Source organism: Bradyrhizobium sp. B025 (genome assembly GCF_042257955.1).
Classification (GTDB): domain Bacteria; phylum Pseudomonadota; class Alphaproteobacteria; order Rhizobiales; family Xanthobacteraceae; genus Bradyrhizobium; species Bradyrhizobium diazoefficiens.
Genome location: NZ_CP170150.1, coordinates 6335351 through 6347540 on the forward strand (window position 1 = coordinate 6335351; position 12190 = coordinate 6347540).

Genomic DNA, 12190 nt, shown 5'->3' on the forward strand with positions numbered 1-12190 from the left:
AACCCTGCACTGTTGGGAGCAGGATAGAGGCGGTTACCTGTCAACAACCTGTCGCGGCTGCCAAGGTAGCGAGATTGGGTCTGGCCCAACGCAACGTCATGTGAGGCTGAATCTCATCGTGACACGGAGGCCACTACGGCACTTGCCCTCGCCAAGCTCGATCGAGCCGCCCATCCGGTCGAGCAACACGCGAACGATCGCTAGCCCCAAACCACTTCCGTCGGGCGCATCCGGACGGGCGATTCTGTAGAACCGCTCGAATACCTTCTGCCGCTCGGCCGGCGGGATTCCGGGGCCGTCGTCTTCGATGTCCATAACGCCGGTATCGCCGTTCCTGGACAGTCTCGCGATCACCACCCCGCCGGCGGGTCCGTACCGGATCGCATTGTCGATCACATTACCCAAAATTTCATCAACCAGAAGCTCGTTGGCTTCGACGAACATTTCGTCCTGCTCCACCTCCAGCTGGAGTTCGATGTTGCGAGCCGCCGCAGCTTGCGCCCGCAGAGCGAGGACTTGCTTCGCTTTCGCCACGAGCGAAATCCTCTCCGCAGGAGATCTGACCAATGCGTCCTCGTCGGCTCGCGCAAGCGTCAGCAATTGCGAAATCATCCGATCCAGGCGGACGACCTGGGCGTCCACCTCCATGACCATCTCGGTCATTTCGCTCGAGCCGGCCAAGCGACGCTTGAGGAGATCCAGATGCGTTCTCAGCGCCGCGAGAGGTGTTCGCATCTGGTGCGACGCATCGGCGGTAAATTGGCGCAAGATCTGCGTCGCAAAGCTTACGCGATCGAGCAGTTCATTAATCGCCTGCGCGGGCGCAAGCGCCTCCTTGGGCACCATGTGGAGATCGAGCGCCTGGAAGTCTTTTGAACCACTGATTCCGCGGCGATCGATCTGCCGCTTCAATTGGGCAAGCGGCCCCAGCCCACGTTCGACCGCGATCCATGTGAGCAGGGCGATGACCGCAAGGAGCACGACCTCGGCCAGGGCAAGCTCGCGGATCATTTCGCGCCAGAGCTGGTCGCGCGCGTGTTCAGTCTCTGCCACAGCAACCAAGACGGGTTCAGCGATCCCATAGACATGTCGTGATACGGCAGCTATGCGGACGGCATTGCCGCGATAGCTATCATCCCAGAAAATCGGCTGTTCCGGTTCAAGCGCCGCCCTCTTGGGCATAGGCAGGTCGTTGTATCCCGTGACCGTCTGGCCATCCACGCTCACCTTGTAGAAAATGCTGTCGTCAGACTGCGTCTCGAGCATACCCAGCGCCACTCGCGGCAGATCGACGGTAACCTCTCCGTCCTCCACGGCCAGACGCTCGGCGATCGCCAGCAGCGAGCCTTTCAGCAACCGATCGTGGGTGACCTCCACCACATGAGAGATGACGACACTGCCGCCTACCGCCACAGCAATCGCAAGACATGAAACAGGAACCAGAAGGCCGAGGAGAAACCTGGTTTTGAGAGACGGCTGACGACGCGCCATCAACGTGCTTCCAAGAGATATCCGAGCCCTCGCATGGTGCGGATCCTCGGTCCATCAGAACCGAGTTTCTGGCGAAGACGGGCGATATAGAGTTCCAGCACATTTGGGCCAACCGGCTCGTCGAAGCCGAACACCTCGGCGATAATGCGGTCCTTTGGTACCAGCTTGCCATGGTGAAGCATCAATATCTTCAGAACTGCCATCTCCCGGCGACGCAAGTCGAGCGGCTTATCACGGAGGGTCGCGCGCCCCATCGCTGGATCGATGACGAGAGATCCACACGTCAACAGTGGATCTGTGCGACCCTGACCGCGCCTGACGAGGGCGCGCACACGCGCTTCGAACTCCGACAAATCGAACGGCTTGCGAACGTAATCATCCGCTCCGAGATCCAGTCCTTTCACCTTGTCTGCCGTAGCATCACGTGCCGTCAAGATCATGATCGGCACCTTTGACCCGCTGGCTCGGACCTGGCGCAGAACCTCAAAACCTGAACTATTGGGCAAGCCTAAGTCGAGCACCAAAAGGCTGTAAGGTTCCGAGATGGCGATCGAAACCGCTTCGGCCCCGTCCGCCTCGTGATCGACCGCAAAGCCCATTGACTTGAGCGAGGCCGAAAGGCCCCGGACGAGTGCCATATCGTCTTCAACGATCAGGATTCTCACGGCGCCTCCCCCGCCAATGATTTCTGGCTCCGGCGCCTTTTGTTTTATTTGCACCTTGCCAGACCTGTATCACAGAGCAGTCGCGATGGCATCTCCATCTTTGCAAACGTTTTTCCGCGTTCAGTAAACCCGCATAAGCCCTGCCTGCGCGGTCCTGACGCGCCGCGGCGCCTGGCCGTGACAGGTTGACGACAGCTCAGCTGTCTACGCTGTCTCATCGCTTTCGCTGCGGCAGCTGTGGACGACTGCGCTTTCGACCGCGCCGGATCAGACGGTCGCGGCGCCAAGCGCAATCGATGCGCAACACAAGAACCCGTAATCGGGTCAAACAACACGAGAACCACGGGAGGACAACATGACGACATCCGAGCAATCGAAAATCGGAATGGTGCTGCGCGTCACCAGCGGCAACTTCCTGGAGATGTTCGATTTCTTCCTTTCCGGGGTCTTTGCCTCCTACATCGCCAAGGCATTCTTTCCGCTTGAAAGCCAGTACGCATCGCTCCTGTTGACGTTCGTCGCCTTCGGAGCCGGCTTCTTGATGCGTCCGCTCGGGGCCATCTTCCTAGGGGCTTACGTCGACCGGATCGGCCGTCGCAAGGGCTTGATCGTGACACTCTCGATCATGGCGTGCGGAACTGTCTTGATCGCTTTCGTCCCGAGCTACGCGACCATCGGCATCGCGGCTCCCCTTCTCGTGTTGACCGGAAGGCTGTTGCAGGGCTTTTCAGCGGGAGTCGAGCTGGGCGGAGTGTCCGTCTATCTCTCCGAGATGGCGACGCCTGGCCACAAGGGTTTCTATGCCAGCTGGCAATCGGCGAGCCAGCAAGTGGCAATCATCGTGTCGGCGGCATTCGGCTTCGCGCTCAATGCCTGGCTTTCTCCACAGCAGGTCGACGACTGGGGATGGCGGATCCCGTTCTTCGTCGGCTGCATGATCGTGCCGTTCGTGTTCTTCATCCGGCGTTCGCTGCAGGAGACAGAGGAGTTTCTCGCGCGCAAGCATCATCCGACCGTCGGTCAGATCTATCGATCGATCCTTGCAAACTGGGCGATCGTGCTGTGTGGCATGATGATGGTGATCATGACGACGGTCTCTTTCTACCTGATTACCGTTTATACGCCCACCTTCGGTAAGTCGGTCCTGAAGCTCTCTGCCACTGACAGTCTGCTGGTGACGATCTGCGTCGGTATCTCGAACTTCTTCTGGCTTCCGGTGATGGGAGCTTGGTCGGACAAGATCGGGCGGAAGCCGATTCTCGTGGGCTTCTCCCTGCTTGGCCTCGTCTCGGCCTATCCCGCTCTCTCATGGCTCGCCGCTGAGCCGACCTTCGGCAAGATGCTGGCCGTCGAACTGTGGTTGTCCTTCATCTATGCGAGCTACAATGGAGCGATGATCGTTGCGCTGACGGAGGTCATGCCGGTCGGCGTGCGCACGTCCGGCTTCTCCCTTGCCTACAGCCTAGCGACGACATTTGGGGGCTTTACGGCGGCCATCTGCACCTGGCTGATTGCAGTGACCGGCGATAATGCTGCCCCCGGCTGGTGGATGAGCGCCGCCGCAGCATGTGGCCTGATTGGGACCTTGTTGGTCTACAGAACGCGCGCCGTTGCGACGGCATCCGACGTTTCCGCCAGCTTGAACACCGTGGGAACCTGAGGAAGGCGACTTCTCATGAATGAACAGCCCCAACGTGACTTGATGCCTTCCATTCGCCCGGCCTGGCTTTTTGCAGTAGCAGTCCTGGTTGCCACACTCTGCGCGCCTAGGGCTGAAGCGACGGAAATCCGGGTCATGATTTCAGGAGGTCTCAGCGCTGCTTACAAGGAGCTTGTTCCCCAATTTGAAAAGACGACTGGCAACACCGTCGTCACATCGTACGGGCCTTCGATGGGAACGACGGAGAACGCGATCCCTGTTCGCCTGGCCCGCGGCGAGCCTGCCGATGTTCTGATCATGGTGGGTGATGCGCTCGGTGTCATGATCTCCAAGGGATATGCCGATGCTGGCAGCCGGTTGGACCTGGTGCGCTCCCCGATCGGCATGGTCGTTCGCGCGGGCGCCGCGAAGCCCGACATCTCGACTCCGGAGGCCCTCAAGGCAACCCTCCTCGCCGCGAAGTCGGTGGCCTATTCCGACAGTGCAAGCGGTGTCTATGTGGGGACAGAACTGTTCAAAAAGCTTGGCATCGCCTCGGAGATGGAAGGCAAGGCCAGGATGATCCCGGCGGACCCGGTCGCCGGCGTCGTCGCGCGCGGTGATGCCGAGCTCGGCTTTCAGCAAATCAGCGAGCTGCTGCCGATCCCGGGCGCCGATCTGGTTGGACCGCTGCCACCGGAACTCCAGAAGATCACGATCTTCTCGGCTGCGCTCACCAAGGATGGCAAGGCACGCGAGCAGGGCAAGGCACTCATCGACTTCCTTGCTTCACCGGCCGCGGCCCCTGCACTCGTGAAATCCGGCATGGAGCCAATCGCTCCCAACCGATAGAAATGTCCAGGGTACCGAAAGGCCCCGGCCTTTTCTTCGGGCGATGGCCGCCTCTATACTGCCTGCTTTAGACGTCGGCTGGCGGACTCGTTGCGAAACGCGCCTCGGCCGGCCGGCGTCCGGCGGATCGAGGCAGTTCGGATGCTGAGGAGTAGGTTACGTTCCGTAGCCTTAACCGTCCTGTTCGCCCTCGCGGCCACACCGACGAGCAGCCAGGAGGACCAAGTTCGCAGCGACCCGCTCGACCGGGACCGGCTGTCGGTCGGCTCGGGTAGGGAGGGCGCGGTTCGCATCGTCTCGACGTCGGACACCGTCGAGGTGAAAGGCCTGCTCGGCGAGTGGCATCGCTTGCACCCCGATATTCGCGTCGATTACATCCATCAGAGCTCCCTCGAAGTCTACGAGGACGTCGTCAAATGCCGTGAGCAAGGTCAATGCGCCGACATTGCCTGGAGTTCGGCGATGGACCTGCAAGTCAAGCTGGTGAACGACGGCTATGCGCAACCGTTCTCGCCAACCGACGCAGATCGCATCCCCGATTGGGCCATCTGGAGGAAGCAGGCCTTCGGAATTACCGCCGAGCCAATCGCTCTCGTCTACAACAAGCGGCTAGTCCCGCCAGAGGATGTTCCGCGCACGCGCGCCGATCTGCTGAAGCTGTTGACCACAAAGCGTAGCACCTATCAGGGCAAGGTGGCCTCATACGATGCCGAACTGAGTGGCACCGGATTTCTCTTCTTCAGTAACGACGTGCACACCACTCCTGACACCTGGAGCCTGATCCGAGGCCTCGGACAGGCCGGCGTTCGGCTTTACACGTTCAGCCATACGATCCTCGATCGGGTCGCCAGCGGAGAACATTTGCTGGCCTACAATATGATCGCTTCATATGCGCTGGAACGCGCCAAGGAGGATCCGTCGATCGGTGTGACCCTGTTCACGGATTATACCGCGCTCATTACGCGCATCGCGATTATCCCGAAGCGCGCACCGCATCCGGCAGAAGCCGCTCTCTTCATGGACTTCCTGCTTTCCCGGAGTGGTCAGGAGCAACTGGCGGCTCGCTCCTTCGGAACGGTGCGCTTGGATCTCGCAACTGGGATACGCGCCACAGTAAGCGAGGACAAGCTCCGTCCCATCCGCGTCGGACCCGACCTGCTGGCGAACCTCGATCAATCCAAGCGCAAAGCCTTCTTCCGCGAATGGCGCCGCGCGCTGGATGGACGGTGACACTCTCAAAGCTTCCGTCGATCCAACTAATCGCCGCAAGTCCATCCTACCCGAGATCTCTCGCCGTGCCGATTCTCGGTAGTGCTTGGGGAGGTGAGCAGCGCTTATCATAGTTGGACGTCGAAAACGTCCAACCGAAAGTCCCGTTCTGGTGCTCAGTCGCTGTAAGCACTTGATTTATTTGGTGGGCGCACCAGGGCTCGAACCTGGGACCCGCTGATTAAGAGTCAGCTGCTCTACCAACTGAGCTATGCGCCCGAAAGGCGGTGAATGCCTTGCGAGGCCGGTCGTTTAGCAAAGCGATCCGGGTCTGGCAAGCGATGTGGCGCATGTTTTCCAAGGTTCTTCCACAGGCCCAAAAAAGCGAAAAGCCGCTGGATTCCAGCGGCTTCGCCAAGGTTAATCCCTGGAAAGTCCAGGTTGGCTCAGAGCCGGCCCTCGCGATCCCGGTCCGGGCCGCCGTCACGGTCGAAACGGTCGCCATGGAAGTGGTCCATGCCGCGCTCCATCATGCGGTCCATGCCGCGTTCCATGAAGTGGCGGGGCGGGCCGTCCTCGCCGCCGCCGAACGGGCCGCGGTGACGGGTCAGCACGGCGAGGCGCCGCTTCTGGCCCTCGTCCAGGGTCTTGTAGAGGGGATCGGCGGCATCGGCGATCTTCTTCAGGGCCGCGGAGGAAGCCGCCATGTCCTCGGCGCGCTGGCGCAGGCCGGCGACCGGATCCTCCGGCTTGTCGGCGGCGCCGGGGGCGGCACTCATGCGCGCATTGGCGCGGTCGATGCGCAGCTTGGCGAATTCGCGCACGGCGGCCTCGACCGGCGGCCACAGCTTCTCCTGGTCGGCGTTGAGCTTCAGCCCGGCATGGACGGCGGCGATCCGCGCGTCGACGAAGGCGGCGCGGTCTTCCGGGTTCATCCGGACGTGGCGGAAATGCTCCATCCACGGGCGATGAAATTGGGCATAGACCGCGCCCGAGCCGGCGATACTGAGCACGGCGATGGCTGCGATGGTGAATTTCCTCATACGAACCTCCTCTGGAAGGATGCGCTGAGGATGGGCCCGGGGCATCTGACACGCAAATTACAACTTGGACAGGGAGGGCGTCCTTACGAAGATGTAACGCCTGATTTTTACCTCCAGCCGCAACCGGAAATCATTCGCAACAAAAAAGGGCTTCCGCGCCTGGCACGGAAGCCCCTTCATTCATGCATCCTTTGGATCAGTTCGTCGTGCTCTTCGATTCCTTCAGGAATTCGTCGATCAGCGGCTGGCCGACGCGGCTCGCGGCGTCCTTGTAGACCGGCTCCATCGCCTTGCGCATCGCCTCGTCCTGCTCCGGCGTGAGCTTGATGATCTCGCTCTTGCCGCCCTTCTTGATCTCGGCGAGCGCATCGTCGTTCTCCTTCTGCGACTGCGCGTTGTTGAAGTCGGTGGCTTCCTTCATCGCCTTCGACAGCTGGTCGCGAATGTCGGCCGGCAGGTCGTCCCAGAACTTCTTGTTCACGATCACGACGTAGCCGATGTAGCCGTGATTGGTCTCGGTGATGTACTTCTGCACCTCGTGCATCTTCTGGGTATAGATGTTCGACCAGGTGTTCTCCTGGCCATCGACCACGCCGGTCTGCAGCGCCTGGTAGACTTCCGAGAACGCCATCACCTGCGGCAGCGAGCCGAGCGCCTTGAACTGGGCCTGCAGCACGCGCGAGGACTGGATGCGGAATTTGACGCCCTGGTAATCGGCCGGCGCGATCAGCTTCTTGTTGGCGCTCATCTGCTTGAAGCCGTTGTCCCAATAGGCAAGGCCGGTGATGCCCTTGGCGTCCAGGAGCTTGAGCAGCCGCGCGCCGAGCGGGCCTTCCGTCACCTTCCGCAGCGTCTTCAGGTCGGGCAGGATGTAGGGCAGATCGAACACCTCGAACTCGCGGATGCCGAGCGGGCCGAACTTGGAGTTGGACGGCGCCAGCATCTGCACGCTGCCGAGCTGAAGCGCCTCGAGCTCTTCCTTGTCCTTGTAGAGCGTCGAGTTCGGGTAGACCTCGACCTTGACCTTGCCGCCGGTGTACTTCTCGGCGAGCTCCTTGAACTTCTCCGACGCCTTGCCCTTCGGCGTATCGGTGGCGACGACGTGGCTGAACTTGATGATGATCGGCGATTGGGCCGATGCCGGCATGGCCAAGCCAAGTGCCAGTGCCGCGACGGACGCCGCGATCGCGAAGGTGCGCATGATCTCTCCCTGTTGTTATTCTCTTGGGCTGCCCAACGCGGGGCGCCTTATCCAATAGCCGCGAGCATCAATAGCGGCTGGGAGACCGAGCCGCTATTGGCCCTTAGCAGGGCAGCTATTCGCCACCACAACCGGCGTCATTCCGGGATGGTCCGAAGGACCAGACCCGGAATCTCGAGATTCCGGGTTCGCCTCTTCGAGGCGCCCCGGAATGACAAGCTTCGCTTGTCAGCTCGCCGCCGCCGTCGTCACCGTATCGCGCTGGCGCTTCATGACGATCTTGTTGAGCGCGCCGAGATAGGCCTTGGCCGAGGCCACCAGCGTATCGGGATCGGCCGCGCGCGCCGTCATCGAGCGGCCGTCATGCGACAAACGCACCGAGACTTCCGCCTGGGCGTCGGTGCCTTCGGTCACCGCGTGGACCTGGTACAGCTCGAGCTTGGCCTCGTGCGGAACGAGGCGCTTGATGCAGTTGAACACCGCGTCCACCGGACCATTGCCCTCGGCCTCCTCGATCTTGATCTGGCCGTCGACGTCGAGCTTCATGGTCGCGCGCTGCGGGCCATGGGTGCCGGCGATCACGGTCAGCGAGGTCAGCTTGATGCGGTCGTGGGAGGCCGCCATCTCCTCGTCGACCAGCGCCTCGATGTCCTCGTCGTAGATGTCCTTCTTGCGGTCGGCGAGCGCCTTCATCCGCGTGAACGCATCTTCCAGCTGGTTCGGACCGAGCTTGTAGCCCATCTCCTCCAGTTTGTGCACGAAGGCATGGCGGCCGGAGTGCTTGCCGAGCACCAGCGAGGACTGCTTCAGGCCGACCATTTCCGGCCGCATGATCTCGTAGGTGGAGGCGTCCTTCAGCACGCCGTCCTGGTGGATGCCGCTCTCATGCGCGAAGGCGTTCCGGCCGACGATGGCCTTGTTGTACTGCACCGGAAACGAGGTCGCCGCCGACACCACCTTCGAGGCGCGGGTGAGCTGCGTGGTGTCGATCTTGTTCCAGTAGGGGAATTTGTCGTTGCGCACGTTGATCGCCATCACGATCTCTTCGAGCGCGGCGTTGCCGGCGCGCTCGCCGATGCCGTTGATGGTGCACTCGACCTGGCGCGCACCGCCGACGACCCCGGCCAGCGAATTGGCAACGGCCATGCCGAGATCGTTATGGCAATGGACCGAGAACACCGCCTTGTCCGAGTTCGGCACGCGCTCGATCAGCGTCTTCATGAAGTGGGTGTATTCCTCCGGCACCGTGTAGCCGACGGTGTCGGGGATGTTCACCGTGGTCGCGCCGGCCTTGATGACGGCCTCGACGATGCGGCACAGATAGTCCATCTCGCTGCGGGTGCCGTCCTCGGCCGACCATTCGACATCGTCGATCTGGTTGCGGGCACGCGCGACCATCGCGACCGAGGTCTCGATCACCTGCTCCGGAGTCTTGTTCAGCTTCACCCGCATGTGCAGCGGCGAGGTCGCGATCACGGTGTGGACGCGGCCGCGCTTTGCGAATTTCACAGCCTCCGCGCAGCGGTCGATGTCGGCGGGATGGGCGCGGGACAGGCCGGCGATGACGGCGTTCTTGGAGCGGCGGGCGATCTCGCTGACCGCCTGGAAGTCGCCCTCGGAGGTGATCGGGAAGCCGGCCTCGATGACGTCGACGCCCATATCATCCAAGAGCTCGGCGACCTCGAGCTTCTCCTCGAAGGTCATGGTGGCGCCGGGGCACTGCTCGCCGTCGCGCAGCGTGGTGTCGAAAATGATGACGCGGTCCTTGTCGGACTTGTTCACGGGGGCCATTACTAGATTTCCTTTTGAGCTTTTGCGCCGTTCAGTGCTGGGCGCTTGAGGTGTCCGGTGATCTCGACCAACCCCTGAGCGCCCAGGCGCGTGGCGCCCAGCCGGCCCTCAGGGGCAAGTAAGAAGAAGGCCGCCAAGAAGGAGGGTGGGCAGCAGCGCGGCCGGGATCGTGGCGGCGGCCAGAGCCACCTCCCCCGAAATCCCATCGATTTGGCCGCGAATCAGCATTGCCAGACCCTTTTGAGCCCTCAAATCCTCGGTCAAAACCGTTGACGGTTGGTTGCCGGGAGGCCCGATGCGCCTGTTTCTAGACGAGAAATGGCCGCAACTGCAACGCCAAAAGATGGTCAGGAAGACTGACCTGATCGGCCTCGCGTCGCGTGACGCGCACTTCTGGCTGACGGCGAGTAGATTGCGCTTTGCTCCATCCGAACGACGGAGCAACGTCAAGCTATCCCGCGCGGCGGGCACGGGCCCTGCTCTCCCAGCGATCCAGCATCTGGCCGAGTTCGCCGGTGGCCACCTTCGCAACCGCGTTGGAATTCGCAACTTCGTTGGTGTTGGCGGGCGTCGTGGCGCGCAGCCAGCCCGGCTCGCTGTATTCCCGCCAGCGCCGCGCCTCCGCCCGACGCTTGCGGGAGGCGAGATCGCGGGTGAAATAGCCGGCGGCGAATGCGACGGCGAGCGCAATGACCAGTGCAACAACGGCTAACACAGAGAACTCCGGTATTTGCCCCGCACACCGTTCTGCCAGCATCGCGCGCGAGGTCAAGGCTTGACAGGTCTCAAAACCGGTCCCGGTTAACAGCTCGCGGGCGAGGCGAATTGTCGACTTTCACCTCGCACAGCCCCGCAATGCGGCGATGTTGCGGCGATCTCGCGGCATCGCGCGGAGGCTGCGAACCTGCCTCTCGCAACCTGACGCGGACCAGACTAACCTTCGCCGCGCTCGGCCGGATCAACCGGCCAGCCGAACATGACCGGGAGGACGCGATGACACGCCAGGAGGCTCGTGACCACGAGCCGCGTGACCAGGATGCTGCGCTTTCACGACGAACACTTGTCCGGGGACTGGCGCTCGGCGCCGCGGCCACAATGGCCGGCCCCGCGCTGGCCCAGACCGGGCCTGCCGCACCGCCGACGACGATCACGACCCCGCCCCGCGATTTCGGCCCCAACGGCGCGCCGACAACCTATTTCTGGGACCCCGACATCATCGCGGTCGATCCGTCCTTCGACGATCTCGCGCAGCCCAACACAGCGATCAAGCGCCTCTACACCGGCGTGCTATGGGCCGAAGGTCCGGCCTGGAGCGCGCAGGGCCGCTATCTGTTGTGGAGCGACATTCCCAACAACCGGCAGATGCGCTGGAGCGAGGACGACGGCCGCATCAGCGTGTTCCGCTCCCCGTCCAACAACTCCAACGGCAATTCATTCGACTTCCAGGGCCGCCAGCTCTCCTGCGAGCACCTGACACGACGCGTGACGCGCTACGAGCACGACGGCACCGCCACCGTGCTCTGCGACAACTACAACGGCAAGAAGCTGAACTCGCCGAACGATGTCGTTGCGCATCCCGACGGCAGCTACTGGTTCACCGATCCGCCCTATGGCGGCCAGTTGTACGAAGGCGAGCCCGACGCCGCGGGCGGCCCGAGCAATTCGGGTGGCAAGCTCAATCCGCGGATCGGACAGCCGGCCGGCTTCACACCGGGCAAGCGCGAGCTGCCGACCAACTGCTACCGCATCGATCCCTCAGGCCGCGTCGACCTCGTCGTCACCGAGGAGCAGGTGCCGGATCCGAACGGCCTGTGCTTCTCACCCGATTTCAAGAAGCTCTACGTCGTCTCGACCGGCAAGGGACCGGGCGACAGCGGCCCCGGCGGCAAGGGCGAGATTTTCGTGTTCGACGTCGGGACGGACAACAAGCTCTCCAACCAGAAGCGCTTCTCCGACTGCACGATCGACGGCGTGAAGTGCGGCCCGGACGGCGTGCGCTGCGACGTCAACGGCAATGTCTGGGCCTCCAGCAATGCCGGGCGCGCCGTCGGCTATAGCGGCGTGACGGTGTGGTCGCCGGAGGGCAAGCTGCTCGGCCGCATCCGCCTGCCGGAGGTGTGCGGCAACATCTGCTTCGGCGGCCCCAAGCGCAACCGCCTGTTCATGGCCGCGAGCCAGTCGCTCTACGCCGTGTTTACGGCGACGCAAGGCGCGGGGCCAGGCTGAACGGCACAAGCCTTTAATTGCGACACGGCGCCGGCGTGCCTCGCCGGCGCCGAATTGTTTCCATCGCTCCGTC

The 12190-nt window shown here is 62.5% G+C and carries 10 protein-coding genes and 1 tRNA gene; 4 read left to right on the top strand and 7 right to left on the bottom strand.

The features are described from left to right. Positions 1–96: 96 nt before the first annotated feature. Together ACE10W_RS29830 and ACE10W_RS29835 are read right to left on the bottom strand one after the other, a co-directional pair. Positions 97–1491 (bottom strand): sensor histidine kinase, encoded by a 1395-nt coding sequence (locus ACE10W_RS29830; RefSeq protein WP_110117005.1) that lies wholly within the window; start codon positions 1489–1491, stop codon positions 97–99. Next, positions 1491–2156 carry a response regulator transcription factor gene (locus tag ACE10W_RS29835; RefSeq protein ID WP_110117370.1) on the bottom strand — a complete coding sequence of 222 codons (666 nt, stop codon included), beginning with the start codon at positions 2154–2156 and terminating at the stop codon, positions 1491–1493. The genes ACE10W_RS29830 and ACE10W_RS29835 overlap by 1 nt, the downstream gene beginning before the upstream one ends. Before the next feature lie 355 nt (positions 2157–2511). Between ACE10W_RS29835 and ACE10W_RS29840 the strand changes: the two genes are divergently transcribed. From ACE10W_RS29840 to ACE10W_RS29850, 3 genes are all read left to right on the top strand, one after another. Next, a complete protein-coding gene (locus ACE10W_RS29840) occupies positions 2512–3816 on the top strand; it encodes an MFS transporter (protein ID WP_171463813.1) in 1305 nt (434 codons plus the stop codon). Between the two features lie 15 nt (positions 3817–3831). Beyond that, the gene (locus ACE10W_RS29845) at positions 3832–4647 is read left to right on the top strand and encodes a substrate-binding domain-containing protein (RefSeq protein WP_246790654.1); all 816 of its coding nucleotides are present in this window, start codon (positions 3832–3834) and stop codon (positions 4645–4647) included. Between the two features lie 141 nt (positions 4648–4788). After that, positions 4789–5877, top strand: a complete 1089-nt coding sequence (locus ACE10W_RS29850) for an ABC transporter substrate-binding protein (RefSeq protein ID WP_110117007.1) — start codon at positions 4789–4791, stop codon at positions 5875–5877. A gap of 182 nt (positions 5878–6059) precedes the next feature. Here the strand turns inward: ACE10W_RS29850 and ACE10W_RS29855 are convergent. From ACE10W_RS29855 to ACE10W_RS29875, 5 genes are all read right to left on the bottom strand, one after another. Then, a tRNA-Lys gene (locus ACE10W_RS29855) sits at positions 6060–6135 on the bottom strand. A gap of 167 nt (positions 6136–6302) precedes the next feature. Then, on the bottom strand, positions 6303–6899 hold the full coding sequence (locus tag ACE10W_RS29860; RefSeq protein WP_028176122.1) for a Spy/CpxP family protein refolding chaperone: 597 nt from the start codon (positions 6897–6899) through the stop codon (positions 6303–6305). Between the two features lie 196 nt (positions 6900–7095). Next, a complete protein-coding gene (locus ACE10W_RS29865) occupies positions 7096–8100 on the bottom strand; it encodes a TRAP transporter substrate-binding protein (RefSeq protein ID WP_060908523.1) in 1005 nt (334 codons plus the stop codon). Positions 8101–8328: 228 nt separating this feature from the next. Continuing rightward, on the bottom strand, positions 8329–9891 hold the full coding sequence (locus ACE10W_RS29870; protein WP_011089175.1) for a 2-isopropylmalate synthase: 1563 nt from the start codon (positions 9889–9891) through the stop codon (positions 8329–8331). Between the two features lie 451 nt (positions 9892–10342). After that, positions 10343–10606: a hypothetical protein gene (locus ACE10W_RS29875; RefSeq protein WP_028176124.1), complete on the bottom strand. Its 264-nt coding sequence runs from the start codon at positions 10604–10606 to the stop codon at positions 10343–10345. A gap of 278 nt (positions 10607–10884) precedes the next feature. Here ACE10W_RS29875 and ACE10W_RS29880 point away from each other — a divergent pair, with 278 nt between their 5' ends. After that, positions 10885–12117 carry an SMP-30/gluconolactonase/LRE family protein gene (locus tag ACE10W_RS29880; RefSeq protein ID WP_182872326.1) on the top strand — a complete coding sequence of 411 codons (1233 nt, stop codon included), beginning with the start codon at positions 10885–10887 and terminating at the stop codon, positions 12115–12117. Positions 12118–12190 lie beyond the last annotated feature (73 nt).